14 protein-coding genes are annotated in these 17397 nt (G+C 64.2%); 11 read left to right on the plus strand and 3 right to left on the minus strand.

The window, feature by feature from the left end; genetic code table 11:
- Positions 1 to 126 precede the first annotated feature (126 nt).
- The 7 genes from HLH27_RS00905 (at position 127) to HLH27_RS00935 (ending at position 11505) form a co-directional block, all read left to right on the plus strand.
- The gene (locus HLH27_RS00905) at positions 127 to 1719 is read left to right on the plus strand and encodes a tetratricopeptide repeat-containing glycosyltransferase family protein (protein ID WP_246375261.1); all 1593 of its coding nucleotides are present in this window, start codon (positions 127 to 129) and stop codon (positions 1717 to 1719) included.
- Positions 1719 to 3347: a tetratricopeptide repeat-containing glycosyltransferase family protein gene (locus HLH27_RS00910; protein ID WP_246375263.1), complete on the plus strand. Its 1629-nt coding sequence runs from the start codon at positions 1719 to 1721 to the stop codon at positions 3345 to 3347. Before HLH27_RS00905 ends, HLH27_RS00910 begins: the two co-directional genes overlap by 1 nt.
- A gap of 77 nt (positions 3348 to 3424) precedes the next feature.
- Complete coding sequence (locus tag HLH27_RS00915) at positions 3425 to 4969, plus strand: tetratricopeptide repeat-containing glycosyltransferase family protein (protein ID WP_338029809.1); 1545 nt, start codon at positions 3425 to 3427, stop codon at positions 4967 to 4969.
- A complete protein-coding gene (locus tag HLH27_RS00920) occupies positions 4966 to 6564 on the plus strand; it encodes a tetratricopeptide repeat-containing glycosyltransferase family protein (RefSeq protein WP_246375265.1) in 1599 nt (532 codons plus the stop codon). The genes HLH27_RS00915 and HLH27_RS00920 overlap by 4 nt, the downstream gene beginning before the upstream one ends.
- Positions 6561 to 8147: a tetratricopeptide repeat-containing glycosyltransferase family protein gene (locus HLH27_RS00925; protein WP_246375268.1), complete on the plus strand. Its 1587-nt coding sequence runs from the start codon at positions 6561 to 6563 to the stop codon at positions 8145 to 8147. Before HLH27_RS00920 ends, HLH27_RS00925 begins: the two co-directional genes overlap by 4 nt.
- A 114-nt stretch (positions 8148 to 8261) precedes the next feature.
- Positions 8262 to 9824 carry a tetratricopeptide repeat-containing glycosyltransferase family protein gene (locus HLH27_RS00930; protein WP_246375270.1) on the plus strand — a complete coding sequence of 521 codons (1563 nt, stop codon included), beginning with the start codon at positions 8262 to 8264 and terminating at the stop codon, positions 9822 to 9824.
- A gap of 43 nt (positions 9825 to 9867) precedes the next feature.
- Positions 9868 to 11505: a tetratricopeptide repeat protein gene (locus HLH27_RS00935; RefSeq protein ID WP_246375272.1), complete on the plus strand. Its 1638-nt coding sequence runs from the start codon at positions 9868 to 9870 to the stop codon at positions 11503 to 11505.
- Here the strand turns inward: HLH27_RS00935 and HLH27_RS00940 are convergent.
- Entirely contained in the window at positions 11463 to 12164 is a 702-nt protein-coding gene (locus tag HLH27_RS00940; protein WP_246375273.1) for a transglycosylase SLT domain-containing protein, read from the minus strand. The two genes, HLH27_RS00935 and HLH27_RS00940, sit on opposite strands and share 43 nt — an antisense overlap.
- A 699-nt stretch (positions 12165 to 12863) precedes the next feature.
- Here HLH27_RS00940 and HLH27_RS00945 point away from each other — a divergent pair.
- The 4 genes from HLH27_RS00945 to HLH27_RS00960 all read left to right on the plus strand — a co-directional run bounded on the left by HLH27_RS00945 (position 12864) and on the right by HLH27_RS00960 (position 15370).
- Positions 12864 to 13961, plus strand: a complete 1098-nt coding sequence (locus HLH27_RS00945; RefSeq protein ID WP_182947488.1) for a flagellar basal body P-ring protein FlgI — start codon at positions 12864 to 12866, stop codon at positions 13959 to 13961.
- A 28-nt stretch (positions 13962 to 13989) separates the two neighbouring features.
- On the plus strand, positions 13990 to 14304 hold the full coding sequence (locus tag HLH27_RS00950) for a rod-binding protein (RefSeq protein WP_246375275.1): 315 nt from the start codon (positions 13990 to 13992) through the stop codon (positions 14302 to 14304).
- Positions 14301 to 14735 carry a hypothetical protein gene (locus tag HLH27_RS00955; protein ID WP_182947222.1) on the plus strand — a complete coding sequence of 145 codons (435 nt, stop codon included), beginning with the start codon at positions 14301 to 14303 and terminating at the stop codon, positions 14733 to 14735. Before HLH27_RS00950 ends, HLH27_RS00955 begins: the two co-directional genes overlap by 4 nt.
- Before the next feature lie 89 nt (positions 14736 to 14824).
- Entirely contained in the window at positions 14825 to 15370 is a 546-nt protein-coding gene (locus tag HLH27_RS00960; RefSeq protein WP_246375277.1) for a hypothetical protein, read from the plus strand.
- Between the two features lie 34 nt (positions 15371 to 15404).
- Here the strand turns inward: HLH27_RS00960 and HLH27_RS00965 are convergent, their stop codons facing one another.
- Together HLH27_RS00965 and fliM are read right to left on the minus strand one after the other, a co-directional pair.
- On the minus strand, positions 15405 to 16154 hold the full coding sequence (locus HLH27_RS00965) for a DUF6468 domain-containing protein (protein ID WP_182947223.1): 750 nt from the start codon (positions 16152 to 16154) through the stop codon (positions 15405 to 15407).
- A gap of 79 nt (positions 16155 to 16233) precedes the next feature.
- Positions 16234 to 17382, minus strand: a complete 1149-nt coding sequence (fliM, locus tag HLH27_RS00970; protein WP_182947224.1) for a flagellar motor switch protein FliM — start codon at positions 17380 to 17382, stop codon at positions 16234 to 16236.
- Positions 17383 to 17397 lie beyond the last annotated feature (15 nt).

The following is a 17397-nucleotide window of genomic DNA, read 5'->3' on the forward strand; positions in this document are numbered from 1 at the left end:
CCCATGACCGTCGGCCGGTCCGGTTGCCGTCTGGATATATTGCTTGGGCCTGGTTTGTATTGACGACCAGTACCGTTATAGTCGGGCCAGAGCAAGGCGTGAAAAATGATTCCTGCGGGACGGTTGATGGCGGGAGTTGACATGGCGGACGGGGCGCAGGCGAACCCGGTAGACGGTGGGGGCACCACCAGCCTGGACTTTGCGGCCAGCAGGGACGCCCTGCTGCGGTCGCCGACGCCGGACCTGATGTTCCAGACCGGGGATGCGTTCTTTGCCGCGCGGCGGGGGGACGAGGCGATCTGCCTGATTCTGGAGGTGGCGTCCCGTCTTCCGGATGAATGGCTGTTGGCGTTGGCCGGCGTGACGGTGGTCCTGCGCTATACGATCCGGTACGATGTTGCGGACAGTCTGCTGGACATTGCCCTGCGATGCCGGCCGGATGTCGTGGTGGGCCAGGGGCTGCGGGCGCATGTCCGCATGCTGAAGGGCGATGTCGCGGGGGGATGCGCCCTGTTTTCCGCCCTGCTGCAACGCTATCCGGACCAGCGGGCCGCGATCTGCGAGCAGATGTCCATGTCATTTCTCGAAATCGGCTATCCGATGGAGAGCCTGAAGATCCTGCGGTCGCATCTGGAAACCGGCCCCGCGACGGCGGCGATTCTGGCCAATGTCGGATGTTCCCTCGAACGTCTCAATCGTTCGGCCGAGGCGCTCCCGTGGTTTGAAAAGGCGATCGCGCTGGATTCGACGCAATCCGAAACGAGGTTCGCCTATGTCTACACCCTGTTGAAGGCCGGCAGGTTGCGCGAGGCATGGCCGCTTTATTTCGAGCGGGCCCTGAGCGTCCTGGACGGGGCGGCGTGGTACCTGTCGCTGCCGCGCCTGCATCCCGGCGATGAAATAGCGGGGCGCGGCGTCATCCTGTTCTATGAGCAGGCGCTGGGGGATACGCTCCAGTTTATCCGCTTTGTGCCCGACCTTCTGGCGAAGGGGGCGCGGGTGACGATTCTGGTGCCCCGGCCCCTGGTCCGTCTGCTTGCGCAATCCTATCCCGAGGCTCAGGTCCGCGAGATCGACGGGTTTGGGTGGGAGGACGGCTATGACTATGCCGCTCCCATTCCGGATCTGCCCTATATCGGGGGAGCGATGTCGCTGCGGGAGATTCCGGCGCCGATTCCCTATCTGCGGGCCGATCCCGGCGATATCGCGCGCTTTGCTGCCCTGCTGCCGGAGCGTCGGCCGCGGATCGGCCTGGTCTGGGCCGGCGAGCGACGCGCCAAGTGCGAGCAGATGCAGATGGATCTGCGGCGTTCGACGACGCTGGCGGCGCTGGGGGCGGCGATGACGCCGGTGGATGCGACGCTGGTGAGCCTGCAGTTCGGCGGTCCGCGCGGCGAGATTGCGGGTTGGGCCGGGCAGGCACTGTGCGACCCGATGGGTTCGGTGCGGGACATGGCCGACACGGCGGCGATCATGGCGAATCTGGACCTGGTGATCTCGGTCGATACCTCGCCCGTGCACCTGGCGGGTGCTGTGGGCTGCCCGGTGTGGATGATCAGCCGCCAGGATGCCTGCTGGCGGTGGGGAGATGCGGGCGGGCGGTCGCCCTGGTATCCGGAGATGCGCCTGTTCCGGGCGCGGGAGCGCTCGCTGGCTCCCGTTCTGCAGGAAGTCGGCACGGCGTTGCGGACCTGGGTGGACACCTGGCGTCCGTCCTGATGACAGGCGGAACGGCACGGGTGCGGATGACGGAAAGCGGGATGACGGCGGAAGGGGCAGCCGACGCTGGAGCGGCGCAACTACTGGATGTCACGGCGTACAGGACGGCCCTGCTGCGGTCGCCGACGCCGGACATGATGAGCCGGGTGGGCGACATGCTCTTCGCCGCGCGACAGGAGGTGGAGGCGGTCCGTCTGGTTCTGGAGGTCGCGTCCCGCTATCTGGATGACGGGCGGTTCAGCCTGGCCGCCGCGATGGCGATCCTGCGCTATACGGTCCGGTACGATATCGCCGAGAGCCTGCTGCGCAATGCCTTGCGGTGCCAGGCGGACAATATTCAGGCACAGGCGTTTCTGGCCCATGTCCGCATGGCGCGCGGGGATGTGGCGGACGGGTGCGCCCTGTTCTCCGGGATGATGCGGCGCTATCCGGACGAGCGGGCCGCGATCTGCGAATACATGTCCACGTCGCTGCTGCAGGTTGGCTATCCGATGGAAAGCCTGAAGATCCTGCAATCCTATCTGGAGACCGGGCAGGCGACGGCGCTGCTTTTGAAGAATGTCGGTTGCGCGCTGCTGTGCGTCAATCGTTCGGCGGAAGCCATTCCGTGGTACGAGAGGGCGGTCGCCCTGGATGCGGCGGGAGCAGCGGCGGCCCAGTCCGAATATGCGTGCGCGCTTCTCAAGGCCGGCAGGCTCGGCGAAGGCTGGGCACTCTATGCCCGGCGCGGCCTGTTCGAGCGCAACCTGATCGCCGGTGACCGGGCAGCGTGGTTTCTGGCCCTGCCGCGCCTGCGGCCTGGCGATGAGGTGGCGGGGCGGCGGATCATCCTGTTCCAGGAGCAGGGGCTGGGGGATACGCTCCAGTTCATCCGCTTCGTGCCCGACCTTCTGGCGAAGGGGGCGGCGGTGACGATCCTGGTGCCGCGCACCCTGGTCCGGCTGCTGGCGCAATCCTGTCCGGGGGCATCCGTGCGGGAGGCGAGGTCCTTCGCGCGGGAGGAGGGATATGACTATATCCTTCCCATTCCGGACCTGCCCCATATTGCCGGCGTGATGTCGGAGCGGGACATTCCGGCGCCCGCTTCATACCTGCGCGCCGATCCCGGCGACGTGGCGCGCTTTGCCGCCCTGCTGCCGGAGCGGCGGCCGCGGATCGGGGTGGTCTGGGCCGGCGAACGGCGGATGCAATCCGCCCCGGCCCTGCTGGACCAGCGGCGTTCGACGACGCTGGCGGCCTTGGGGGCGGCGGTGACGCCGGTGGATGCGACGCTGGTGAGCCTGCAGTTCGGCGGCCCCCGCGGGGAGCTCGCGGGCTGGACTGGGCAGGCACTGTGCGACCCGATGGACGCGGTGCGGGACATGGCCGACACGGCGGCGATCATGGCGAATCTGGACCTGGTCATTTCGGTCGATACCTCGCCGGTGCATCTGGCGGGTGCTGTGGGCTGCCCGGTATGGATGATCAGCCGCGAGGATGCCTGCTGGCGGTGGGGGGATTCGGGCGAGCGGTCGGCATGGTATCCGGGCATGCGCCTGTTCCGGGCGCGGGAGCGCTCGCTGGTGCCGGCTTTGCAGGAGGTCGGTGCGGCCTTGCAGATCTGGGTGAAGCAATGGCACCCGTCCTGAAGGGACCACAATGAATGGTGGAAACGGGTGCGATGGACCATGCAGGGCGTGACGGGATGTCTGCTTCGGGACGCGACGTGCGTGTCCAAGAGGCTCAGGCAGACGCGCCGCTGCCCCTGACGCCGGAAGAAAGCCTGCGGATCAGTGAAGACCTGATGGCCGCAGGGCTGGTGGATGAGGCGGTCGGCCTGCTGCTGGAGACGGTGGAGCGTTATCCGGAGGATTGGCAGCATGGTGTTGCCGCTGCGACATTCATTCTACGCCACACCGCCGTCTACGATCTGGCTGAAAAGATCGTAGGCATTGTTTTGCGCCATGCTCCGGACAGCATTCCGGCGCATGGTCTTCTGCTGCATATCCGTGTCGCGCGCGAGGATATCGCCGGCGGGCGCGCGTTGTTTGCGGAACTGCTGGACCGTTACCCCGAGGGGACGAGCCTGTTCTTCGAACAGATGTCGACGGCGCTGTTGCAGGTCGGCTGCCCGTTGGAAAGCCTGCAGATTCTGATGCCGTGTCTTGAAAGCGGCATGGTAACGCCGACGCTGCTGAAAAATGCGGGATGTGCCTTCTATTGTCTCGACCGGTCGAAAGACGCCATTCCCTGGTATGAAAAGGCCCTTGCTCTCGATTCGACGGATTATGGAATCACGTTCGGCTATGCCTGTACGCTGATCAAGGCTGGGCGGTTGCAGGCAGCCTTGCCGCGCTATTTCGAGCGCGATCTGAAGCTTGCGGATCGGGAGGCATGGTACCTGTCCCTGCCGCGCCTGCGTCCGGGGGATGATGTCGCGGGGCGCAGGATCGTTCTTTACCAGGAGCAGGGGCTGGGGGACACGATCCAGTTCATCCGCTTCGTGCCCTTTCTGCTGGCACGGGGGTGCAGGATCGCGGTCGTTGTGGCCCCTACGCTGGCGCGCCTGTTTCGGCAATCCTGTCCGCAGGTTTCCGTCCATGAAACAGGGTGTTGGGCGCCGCAGGAGGGATATGATTATGCCACGCCGATCCCGGATCTGCCCTATATCGCCGGGGTGATGTCGGTCGTGGATATTCCGGCACCGATTCCTTATCTGCGGGCCGATCCCGACGATGTTGCGCGCTTTGCCGCCATGCTGCCGGTGCGCCAGCCGCGCATCGGCCTGGTCTGGGCAGGGCAATGGCGGAGCCAGCTCATTCACGCGCTGGTGGATCGGCGGCGGTCGACAACGTTGGCGGCAATGGGGGCCGCGTTCACGCCGATCGATGCGGCATTGGTCAGCCTGCAACGCGGCGACCCGCGCGGCGAGATCGCGGGGTGGAATGGCCAGGCTTTGTGCGATCCCATGGAACAGGTTCGCGACATGGCGGATACGGCGGCGATCATGGCAAGCCTGGACCTTGTGATTTCGGTCGATACGGCACCGCTGCATCTGGCGGGTGCCCTGGGGTGCCCGGTGTGGCTGATCAGCCGCCAGGATGCCTGCTGGCGCTGGGGCGATGCGGGCGACCGGTCGCCCTGGTACCCTACGATGCGCATCTTCCGCGCGGGGGAACGCGCGCTCGGCCCTGTTCTACAGGAGGTCGGGAAAGCCTTGCGGACCTGGGTGGCGACCTGGAAACCGACGCGGATGGATATCTCGGAATGACAGAACGACATGATGATGCGCCCGGCGGGACCCTGGATCTTCAGGCCTGCAAGGAGGCCCTGGTGCGGTCGGCCTCGGCGGAGGAAATCATCCGGACCGGCGACAGGCTTTTCGCCGAGGGGCGCGGTCTCGACGCGGTCCGTCTGGTTCTGGAGGTGACGGCCCATCATATGAATGACTGGCGGGTCAGCCTTGCCGGGGCGGATGTCATCCTGCGCCATACCGTCAGTTACAATATCGTCGAGACCTTGCTGCGCAATGCGCGCCGATGCCATCCGGATCATATTCAGACGCAGGCACTTCTGGCGCATGTCCTGATGGCAGGGGGAGATATCGCGGGGGGATGTGCCCTCTTTTCCGAGATGATGCAGCGTTATCCGGACGAACGGGGGACGATCTGCGAACATATGTCGATGTCGTTTCTGGACACCGGCTACCCGGCGGAAAGCCTCCAGATCCTGTTGTCGCATCTTGAAACCGCACGGCCGACAGTGGCGATGCTGAACAATGTGGCATGTTCCCTCCACCGCCTGAACCGTTCGGCCGAGGCAGTCTCGTGGTACGAACAGGCGTTGGCGCTGGACCCCGCGCGACCGGAAATCCGGTTCGGGCAGGCCTGTTCGCTGTTGAAGGCCGGCAGGCTGCGCGAGGGATGGCCGCTCTTTTTCGATCGGATCCTGAGCGTCAGGAACGGAGCGGCCTGGTTCTTGTCCCTGCCGCGCCTGCGCCCAGGCGACGAGGTGGCGGGGCGCCGGATCATCCTGTTCTACGAGCAGGGACTGGGCGATGCGATCCAGTTCATCCGCTTTGTGCCCGGTCTTGTGGCGAAAGGGGCCGAGGTGACGATTCTCGTGCCGCAACCTCTGGTTCGTCTGCTGGCGCAATCCTATCCGGCGGCGTCGGTTCGTGAGATCGACGGGTTCGGCCGCGAGGACGGGTATGACTATGCGGTGCCGATTCCGGATCTGCCCTACATTGCCGGTGTGCTGTCGATGCACGATATCCCGGCGCCGATCCCCTATCTGCGGGCCGATTCTGGCGATGTGGCGCGTTTCGCGGCCCTGCTGCCGGCGCGCCGGCCGCGCATTGGCCTGGTCTGGGCGGGAGAAACGCGGACACGATCGGAGCATGTTCTGGCGGATCGGCGGCGTTCGACGACACTCGCCGCGATGGGGGAGGCGCTGACGCCGGTGGAGGCGACACTGGTCAATCTCCAGTTCGGTGCGCCGCGTGGCGAGATTGCGGGCTGGAGAGGCCAGGCCGTGTGCGACCTGATGGGGGACGTGCGTGACCTGGCCGACACGGCTGCGATCATGGCGAATCTGGACTTGGTGATCTCGGTCGATACGTCGCCGCTGCATCTGGCGGGTGCCGTGGGGTGCCCTGTATGGCTGGTCAGCCGGTGGGATGCCTGCTGGCGCTGGGAAAATTCGGGCGACCGGTCGCCCTGGTATCCGGGAATGCGCATTTTCCGGGCCCAGGAACGCTCCTTCGTCCCGGTTCTACAGCAGGTGGGGGCGGCCTTGCGGAAATGGGTGGCATGCCGGCAGCCTGGTGACGGTCATGGTGCCGAAAGTGGCGGGTGGCAGGCATGACGGATCGGACTCTGGCAGGGGCGGAGATCAGCGAGGAAGCACCGCTGGTCCTGGATGTGCAGATGTGCCGGGAAGCTCTGCTGCGCGCGCCGGATCCGGAAACGATGATTCGGATGGGCGACGCGTTTTTTGCCGCGGGGCGGGGCCTTGATGCGCTCCGTCTGATTCTGGAAGTGACGTCGCGGCAACTGGAGGACTGGCGGCTCAGTCTGGCCGGGGCGGATGTCATCCTGCGCCAGACCGCCGCCTACGATATCGTGGAGACCCTGCTGCGCAACGTTCTGCGTCTCCAGTCGGATAATCTGCTGGTGCAGGCCTATCGGGCGCGCGTGCTCATGGCGGGCGGCGATGTGGCGGGCGGACATGCGCTGTTCGACGACATGCTGCGCCGCTATCGCTCTGCGGACCAGCAGGTCATGATCTGCGAATTGATGTCGAATTCGTTTCTCGATGTCGGCCATCCGGGGGAGAGCCTGAAGATTCTGCTCTCTCACCTTGAAACCGGGCGCGCGACGTCGGCGATCCTCGGCAATGTTGGATGTTCGCTCGGATATCTCAACCGGTCGGCGGAAGCCCTGCCATGGTTCGAGAAGGCTCTGGCCCTGGATGCGGCGGATGCCGGAATCCGGCTCGGCTATGCCTGCACGCTGATCAAGGCCGGCCGGCTGGATGCGGGATGGCCGCTCTATGCCGATCGGGTTTTGAGCGTTGAGGACCCGGAACCGTGGTACCTGTCCTTGCCGCGCCTGCGCCCGGGTGACGATGTGGCGGGGCGTGGGATTGTCCTGTTCCAGGAGCAAGGGCTGGGAGACACGCTCCAGTTCATCCGCTTCGTGCCTGATCTGCTGGCGAAGGGGGCGCGGGTGACGATCCTGGTGCCTCGACCGCTGGTCCGTCTCATGACGCAGTCTTATCCCACGGTTTCGGTGCGCCAGATCGGATGTTTCGGGCCGGAGGACGGGTATGCGTATGCCCTGCCGATTCCGGATCTACCTTATATCGTCGGCATGATGTCGCTGCGGGAGATTCCGGCGCCGATTCCCTATCTGCGGGCCGATCCCGGCAATGCCGCGCGCTTTGCCGCCCTGCTGCCGGCGCGCCGGCCGCGGATTGGCCTGGTCTGGGCCGGAGATCGGCGAACGCGGTCGGCACATGTGCTGGTTGATCTGCGGCGTTCGACGACGCTGGCGGCGCTGGGGGCGGCGGTGACGCCGGTGGATGCGACGCTGATGAGCCTGCAGTTCGGCGGCCCGCGTGGAGAGATTGCGGGCTGGACCGGCCAGGCGCTGTGCGACCCGATGGGCGCGGTGCGGGATATGGCTGATACGGCGGCGATCATCGCGAACCTTGATCTGGTGATCTCGGTCGATACCTCGCCTGTGCATCTGGCTGGCGCCGTGGGTTGCCCGGTGTGGATGATCAGCCGCCAGGATGCCTGCTGGCGCTGGGGAGATGCGGGCGACCGGTCGCCCTGGTATCCGGACATGCGTGTGTTCCGGGCACGGGAGCGGTCATGGGGGCCTGTGCTGGCGGAGGTTGGGGCGGCCTTGCGGAACTGGGTGGAGCATTGGCGGCTGCGCTGATGGAGGCGCGGTTGCGAGGCCGCGACCGGACATTCAGGGAGGGAACGATCACGGGCGTATGGTTGCGCCCGATGGCGCGCTGCATTGGGCGGGAGTGGCATGAGGGGGGATGGAATGGCTGATCTTGCGCCTGGTGTGGATGCCGCGGTTCCGGACGTGCGGGCCTGCAGGGAGGCGCTGCTGCGGTCGCCTACGCCGGAGCTGATGCTGCGGACGGGCGATGTGCTCTTTGCCGCGAAGCAGAGGCTGGAGGCCATTCGGCTGATCCTGGAGGTGACGTCCTGCCATCTGGATGACTGGCGGCTCAGCCTTGCCGGGGCGATGACGATTCTGACCCATTCATCCCGTTACGATATCGCCGAGACGTTGCTGCGCAACGCGTTGCGCCATCAGCCCGAGCATATTCCAATCCAGGCCTATCTGGCGCATGTCCGCATGGCGGGAGGCGATATCGCGGGGGGGAAGGCCCTGTTCTCCGGGATGGTGCGGCGCTATCCGGCCCAGCAGGCCATGGTCTGCACCTATATGTCGGTCTCGTTGCTGGCATTCGGCTTTCCGATGGAGAGCCTGCAGATCCTGTTGCCGTGCCTTGAGAGCGGGTATGTAGACGCTTCGATCCTGAGCAATATCGGATGTTCCCTGGAACATCTCAACCGCTCCGCCGACTCCTTTTCCTGGTACGAACAGGCCCTGGCGCTGGACCCGACGCGTGCGTTGATACGGTTCGGCTATGCCTGCGCATTGCTGAAGGCGGGCCGGTTGCGCGAGGGATGGCCGCGCTTTTTCGACCGGGAGCTGACTGTCGGTGACAGGGGGGCGTGGTACCTGGCGCTGCCGCGCCTGCGGCCTGGCGATGAGGTGGCGGGGCGGCGGATCATCCTGTTTCAGGAACAGGGGCTGGGGGACACGATCCAGTTCATCCGCTTCGTGCCCGATCTTCTGGCGAAAGGGGCAGAGGTGACGATTCTGGTTCCCCGGACCCTGGTCCCGCTGCTGGCGCGATCTTATCCCGGGGCGACGGTCCGGGAGATCGACGGGTTTGGCCGCGAAGACGATTACGCATATGCCGCCGCGATTCCCGATTTGCCCTATATCGCCGGGGTGATGTCGATGCACGATATTCCGGCGCCGGTTTCCTATCTGCGGGCCGATCCCGGCGACGTGGCGCGCTTTGCTGCCCTGCTGCCGGAGCGGCGGCCGCGGGTCGGGCTGGTCTGGGCCGGGGAGCAACGGGTGCGGTCGGACGATGCCCTGGTGGACCGGCGGCGTTCGACGACGCTGGCGGCGCTGGGGACGGCGGTGACGCCGGTGGATGCGACGCTGGTGAGCCTACAGTTCGGCGGTCTGCGCAGCGAGATTGCGGGCTGGACCGGGCAGGCACTGTGTGACCCGATGGGGGCGGTGCGCGACATGGCCGACACGGCGGCGATCATGGCGAATCTGGACCTGGTGATTTCGGTCGATACGTCGCCGGTGCATCTGGCGGGTGCCGTGGGCTGCCCGGTGTGGATGATCAGCCGCGAGGATGCCTGCTGGCGGTGGGGGGATTCGGGCGAGCGGTCGGCATGGTATCCGGGCATGCGCCTGTTCCGGGCGCGGGAGCGCTCGCTGGCTCCCGTTCTGCAGGAGGTCGGCGCGGCCTTGCGAATCTGGGTGAAGACCTGGCGCCCATCTTGAAGGGGGGCGGCAGTCAGGTTCGGCGTTTGGGGACCGGGTGGCGATGAGGGGGAAGAGGATGGAGGGGCTTGTGCCCGAGATGGATGTCTCCGCCCTGGATATGCAGGCCCGCAGGGAGATCCTGCTGCGGTCGCCGGTGCCGGCAACGATGGTCCGGATGGCCGACGCGCTTTTTGCTGCCGGGAAGGGGCTCGATGCGGTTCGCCTGGTGCTGGAGGTGGCATCCCATCAGTTGAACGACTGGCGGTTCAGCGTGGCCGCTGCGACGGCGCTGCTGCGCTATACCGTCCGTTACGATATCGTCGAGGCCTTGCTGCGCAATGTCCATCGTCATCGGCCGGACGATGTGCTGGCGCAGGTCCTGCATGCGTATGTCCAGCTGATGAAGGGAGATGTCGGAGGGGGATTGGCCCTGTTTTCGGCGCTGATGCGGCGCTGTTTCGATGAGCGGGCCATGATCTGCGAATATATGTCGATGGCGTTGCTTCGTATCGGTCAGCCGGAACAGACTCTGGCGTGCCTGCAATCGTATCTGGAGAGCGGGCCGATGACGGCGGCGATCCTGAACAATCTGGGATGTGCGCTCGAACGCCTCAATCGGTCCGCTGAAGCCATTCCCTGGTATGAAAGGGCTCTGGCGCTTGAGGCGGGACGGCCGGAAATCAGCTTCGGGTATGCCAATACGCTGTTGAAGGCCGGCAGGCTGCACGAAGCATGGCCGCTTTATTTCGAGCGGGCCCTGAGTGTCATGGACGGGACGGCTTGGTACCTTTCCCTGCCGCGCCTGCGCCCCGGCAATGATGTGGCGGGGCGACGGATCATCCTGTTCCAGGAGCAGGGGCTGGGGGACACGATCCAGTTTATCCGTTTCGTGTCCGATCTTCTGGCGAAGGGGGCGGAGGTGACGATCCTCGTACCCCGCCCTCTGGTTCGCCTGCTGGCGCAATCCTATCCGGGGGTCTCTGTGCATGAAACGGGATGGATTGGGGAGAAAGAGCGGTACGATTACGGAATGCCCATTCCGGACCTGCCGTATGTGGCGGGCGTGATGTCGATGCAGGAGATTCCCGCGCCGATTCCCTATCTGCGGGCCGATCCCGGCGATGTCGCGCGTTTTGCCGCCATGCTGCCGGCGCGCCGGCCGCGCATCGGGCTGGTCTGGGCCGGCGAGCGGCGGGAGGGGGCGGCGGATGTTCTGGCGGATCAGCGGCGGTCGACGACGCTGGCGGCGCTGGGGGCGGCGGTAACGCCGGTGGATGCAGTGCTGGTGAGCCTGCAGTTCGGCGCTCCGCGCGGTGAGATCGCGGGCTGGATGGGTCAGGCCGTTTGCGACCCGATGGTGGGAGTTCGCGACATGGCCGACACGGCGGCGATCGTGGCGAACCTCGATCTGGTGATTTCGGTCGATACGTCGCCGCTGCATCTGGCTGGCGCCATGGGCTGCCCGGTGTGGCTGATCAGCCGGTGGGATGCCTGCTGGCGGTGGGGGGATGCGGGCGATCGGTCGCCCTGGTATCCGGCCATGCGTCTGTTCCGGGCGCAGGAACGATCGTTCGCGCCGGTTTTGGGCGCGGTCGGCGCGGCAGTGCGGGACTGGTCAGGCCGCTGGCACGCCGCGGAAGCTGACGGAAACGATCCTCAGCCGGTCGGTCCGGCCAGGGGGACCGGACTGGCCCGGTAGGACGCCAGGGCCCGGCCCCGCATGCCACTGGTTGCTGGTCTGCGCAGAACGGGCTGGGAGACGTGGCTGAAGCCCTGGAAGGGGTGGAATGGCCGGGCCGGCGCGGGGAGGCTTTCCGCCTCGCCATCCGGCTGGTCGGCATCCGCGATCGTTTGCGGCTGCACCATTTTCGGCATGACCGGATGCGGGAAGGCCGGCGTGCCGGCGAAGAGCGGATGGGGGGGCTTCTGTGGGTCCTGCCCGTCTTGCGGAATCGCCCAGGCCTCCAGCACTTTCCATTGATAGGGAGTGCCGATGCCCGGCGTCTGCGAATGGTAGGCGGCGGCGGCGCGGGGCCAACTGCCCGTCTTGTCGTGCATTTGCAGCAGGAAGCGGCCGGCATATTGGGTGTTGGCCATCGGATCGAACGCCTGGTCGAGAGAGGCGAAGGCATCGGGGTGCTGTTGCAGATTGACCTGCATGCATCCGACGTCGATCGACTGGATACCCTGTAGACGCAACGTCGCTACGGCCGCGATGGCGTCGGCGCGCGTCGGATAATAATGGCCGATCCCGCCAGCCGTAATGGTCCACGGCCATGGGGCGATCGTGCCGTCGGGGTCCGGGCGGCCGCTTTCTACCCGGCCCATGGCATAGAGAAAACCTTCCGGAATATGCATGGCGCGTTCAACCTGCCCGGTCGCCGCCACGCAGAGGGCGGCCTGGGGCGTTCGGGCGGAAGCCGGCCCGGGAGCATGGACCAGCACGGCGGCAGCTACCGTCGCCCACCATGCGGAACGATACGGGGCCGCTTTTGTGCGGAGCCATGGCCGGGGGCCTGACGTCTCGGGACGTTCGGGATGAGCGTTTCTGGTCATGCGATCATGATGTGCGGATGCCTGTCTCTACCGCATTTCCGGGATGTTCCACAACCTTGCCCGGGTGTCTTTCGTATCGGCTACGGATGAATCCTGCTGAAATACATGCATGATGAAGTGGATTTTCTGGCTGCGCATGGTTTGTCACGCATGAATCCAGCGCCGTTATTGAAGGCGATCCACACCTGAAAAACCACCGTAGAACAAATAGGTAATATTGCGCGTGTACTGTATCGGCTGATTCGGACCGTCTGGCCGGCTTCGGCCTCTTTTCGCGGTCGGGGGCATTGAATGTCGTGGTCCGGCAGCGTATTCTGACGCATCCCTTGGGCATGTTGCAGAACGCCATGGCTCGAAATACATAAGGTGACCAGTGTCCATGAGGAATTGCCTCAAGGTGGCCAGCAGATATCGCGACCGGCCTGACAGGCATGACGGACCATTCGGTTGCCTTTCCGTTCAGGAGGTGAGGGCGTGAGGCGTTCGCGGCGGATTGTGGCCATGATCGTCACGGCCTTCTTTCTGGCCGGCGTATTTCCGGTCTCGCCGGCCGATGCGGCGATGGTCAGGGTAAAGGATATCGTCGACTATGAAGGCGTGCGCGACAACCAGCTTGTCGGGTACGGACTTGTCGTCGGGTTGAATGGGACGGGCGATCGTCTGACGAATACGATCTTTACCCGCGAGACGTTGATCAGCATGCTGAACCGTCTTGGCGTGAATATCCGTGATCGCGAAGTGCAGCTTCAGACGCATGACGTTGCCGCAGTCATGGTGACGGCAACCCTGCCGCCTTTCTCGCATGGTGGCGGGCGTATCGATGTGACCGTCTCGGCGGCCGGCGATGCGCGCGACCTGACCGGCGGCACGCTTCTGGTGACCCCGCTTCAGGCTGCGGATGGCGAGGTTTATGCCGTCGCCCAGGGATCGCTGGTGACCAATGCGGTTTCGGCGGGCGGTGCCGGTGCCTCCCTGACGCAGAATGTGCCGACATCCGGCCATATCGCCAATGGTGCGGTCGTCGAGCGCGAGGTGCCTGTGAACCTGGGGGCGACCCGGGTTATCCATCTTTCGCTCCGCAATTCCAACTTCACGACGGCGAACAGGATTGCCACCGCGATCAACCGTTCCATCGGTCGCGGGATGGCGCGGGTGGATGATCCGCGCACCATTGCCATCGACCTGTCCGGCCGTGAGGCGGCGGAGACCCTTTACCGGATCGGGGACCTGACGATCGAGCCGGATACGATGGCCAAGGTCATTGTCGATGAGGCGAGCGGCACGATCGTCATGGGCGACAATGTCCGCATCAGCACGGTCGCCATCGCCCAGGGCAATCTGACGATCCAGGTTACGGAAGCGCCCGTGGCCTCCCAGCCCGGCCCGTTCTCGAACGGTACGACCGCCATTCTGGCGCGTACGCAGATTGCCGCCAGTACCGACAGTTCGCATCGTCTGGGGATCTTGCGCGAGGGGCCGACTCTTTCCACGCTCGTATCGGGTATGAACGCCCTGGGAATGGGGCCGAGGGATATGATCAGCATCCTTCAGGCCATCAAGGCTGACGGCGCCCTTCAGGCTGATCTCGAAGTAAGGTAGTGAGCGCATGAGTGGAGTAGGAAGCGTCATGTCTGCGCTGTCTTCGATCACCCGGCAGCAGGATGTGGCCGGGTCGTCGCAGCAGGAGAGTGCCCGGCTGGAACAGGCCCGCAATACGGCCGTCTCCTTCGAAGGCGTGACCATAGGCGAATTATTGCAGCCTATGTTCGATACGATCAACACGGACGACAACATGTTCAGCGGCGGCGCGGCCGAAGAGCAGTTCCGGTCGTTGCAGGTGTTGGAGATGGGCAAGCAGATTGCCAATAGTGGTGGCATCGGTATAGCCGATAGCGTGTATCGCCAGATATTGGCCATGCAGGAACAGGCGCAGTCATCATGATCTTCCAGCCCGATCGGAAAGTCGCTTCCCTCCTGAATGGCTTCCAGAAAGTCTGTGTTGTTCTGGAGAAAGAAAACGAGCTTCTGAAGACGGGACGGATTCGCGATGTCGTCGATATGCTTCCTCATAAACGGAAGCAAATGGAGGCGCTTGAGCGGCTTCTCTCATCCGACAGGGCGGATGCGGGTGAGGGGGCCGGAGGGAAACATCCTCTGATGACGCCGGAGACCGAAAAGGCGGCGGCTCGTTTCGGGACCCTGGCCCGCCTCAATCGCACGTTGCTGGAAAATGCAATCGACGCGCAACACGTCCTGATCCGGCTGATTGTCGTCGATAACGAACCGGACAGCACGACGGGCTATGGGGCATCCGGCCAGTATCTTACGAAGAACGGACCGCAGATGGCATTGCAGGTGCGTAGTGACGCCTGAAGGAATTTTCTCTTCGCCAAGCTCCGCCGTCAGGGCGCATGGGGCAGCGACAGGGAATTTTCGCGGCCATCCATATGACGGGAAAAACGATGCCTGAAAGCGTCCCGTTTCTCGATATCCGGAACAGGGAAATCATGACATCACGAAATGGCCCTGCGGCCTGTCTGTCTCGTGGCCGATCGCGGGCGGTTGGATTGGGACTGGCCGCATTGTTCAGTGCTGGGGTGGCGGGATGTTCGCCTGCCAGGCCCTATCTGGAGATGGGACGGCGGTTGTCGGAGGCGGGCTTTGTCGCGCATGTGGCCGATACGACGGCACGCTATGCCATGATGAATACGCTTGCACCAGGTGAGCTGACCTATCGTCCGTCATCGGTCGGGCCGGTTTATCTCTATGCCGATCCGATCGGATGCGGATGCGTGTATATGGGGTCGCCGACGGCGTACAATACGCTGCTCGCGAGTGCTCCCACGACCGCCCGAAAGACGCGGAAACCGATTGAGGGTGTGCCGGAGATTCCCGCGATGGCCGCGGAGAACAGGCGCGATACGGCTGCATGGGACTGGAGCGCCTGGTCGCCCAATGCCGATCCCGGTCCCAACCAGCCGCGGCACGTCATAGGCGGATATTGGTGACAACGACCGACTGATTGCGCCGCTTTCGTCTCGCCTATCTGCCCAGGAACGTCTTTTCCAACCGTTTCAATCGCCGCGATTTCTGCCCGTCCGACAGGAGAATCTGATTGCTGCTGTCCTTGGGCTGGTTCTGGCCTGTTGGCGGCGCCTTGGCGTCGGGGGGCTGTCGCTTGCGGGCCGCGGGGGGTGCGATCGCTTCTTTTTTGTCCGGTGCCCAGGCGAGGGGTTCGCCGCCGGCGGAATGATCGGCCGGCGTCGGTTTCTCTGTTTCCCTGGCATCGGCCAGGGAGGGGGCGACATCCGGCTGCTGCGGCTCCGTATGCGCGGTGGGATCGATCGGCGGCGTCTCCATCGTCGTCGGCTCGGCAGGCAGCTCAGGCGATGCGGTGTGAGGGGTGGCTTCGATTCCGACCTCCTCGGCTTCTTCAAGCAGTCGCTGGAGTTTTCTCTCGTGGGGTAATGCCTTCATGGTCAGGGATTCCAGCCGATGGGCCATGGCATCGGCTTTATCGACCACCGTGTCGAGCTCGGTGCCTGTGATCCTGGCCAGTTCGATGATCCGGCTTAGAGGACGGCCGCTGACTTCGCCCGCGATGCGCAGCTTTTCCACGCCTTCTTCCGCGCTCTTGACGCTGGCTTCCAGCTTGTCGACCAACCCGATCAGACTGGCACGATCGTGCTTCAGGTTGGACAGAATCCGGCTAAGGTAAAAACTGTAGACAATTCCCATGAGCAGGAAGAGCGATAGAACGATCTCAATGATCACCTGGATCTGTGTCAGCATCTGCCAGATGTCTCCAGTCTGATCCGGTTTGATGGCCGGATCGGTAGAACAATAAAGGGGAAGAAGGAGATCCTGCTCGTTATTCGTTTGATACCGGAGCGGCAGTGGCATGAGCCTGAAGGCTATCTACCGAAACCAGTCTCTTTTCGATTTTTACCGCGGCATTGCCGTGCAACTGGCCGAGGCGGCCTTCGAACAGCGCTGTCGGTCCGCACTGGAGCTTCACCCGGATCGGCATGTTGTTCTGGTACGGAAGGGCAATCTGCATGCCGGGGCGGAGGTGGAGAAGATCTGAAAGGGGAACGGTCCTTTCCTCGAAGACAGCCGCAATCTGCACATCGGTCTCGAGGATCTCGGAAATGAGATGATTTTCCCAGATCGAGTCGCGACCGAACCGTTCCCCCATGAATTGCTGGGACAGCCGGTCCCGGATGGGCTCGAGCGTCGCATAGGGGATGATCAGGTCCAGATTGCCGCTTCTATCCTCCATGTCGATATGAAGCTTCGTCATCACCACGGCATTGGATGCGCGCGCGATCGCGGCGAAACGCGAGCTGACTTCGAGCCGTTCGAATGTCAGATCGATCGTGCAGACGGGGCTGAAGGCAGCCGACAGGTCGTGGAGCGTCAGGACGATCAGTTTCTCGATCAGGGCCCGTTCGATCGCGGTATGGGGGCGGGCTTCAGATCCGGCATGGCCGATCCCGCGCGGGCCACCCATCAGAATATCGATGATGGAATAGGACAGCGACGAGTCGACAATGACGAGGCCGTAATTCTCCCACTGAACGGCCTTGAAGACCGCAAAGAGCGAGGATGACGGAACCGTATTCATATAGTCGCCAAAGCTCATGGAGCGCGTGCTCTCCATGGTGATTTCGACGTTATCGTTCGTGAAGCTACGCAATGTGGACGACAACAGCCGGACAAGCCGGTCCAACACGATTTCCAGCATCGGCAGACGCTCGTACGCTACGAAGCCAGCTTTGAGGACACGTTCCATGCCGCTTTCTTCCCTTTCGGGAAGGCCTGCGAATGTGTCGCCCAGAAGGCTATCGATTTCAGATTGATCCAGGACGTGGCCACTGGCCACTCCTCCTTCGAAGGCTGCGGAGGTCTCTCCCAGAATATCATGGTGCATTGCGTCTCCGTCATGCGAAGAGGTGGGGCGCTGTTCAGCGCCCTCATGCTCTTCAGTACCGTTCGTGGTCTCTTCTGCATCGTGCATGGCGTCTTCGCTACG

The sequence above is a fragment of the Gluconacetobacter takamatsuzukensis genome, assembly GCF_014174275.1.
Lineage (GTDB): Bacteria > Pseudomonadota > Alphaproteobacteria > Acetobacterales > Acetobacteraceae > Gluconacetobacter > Gluconacetobacter takamatsuzukensis.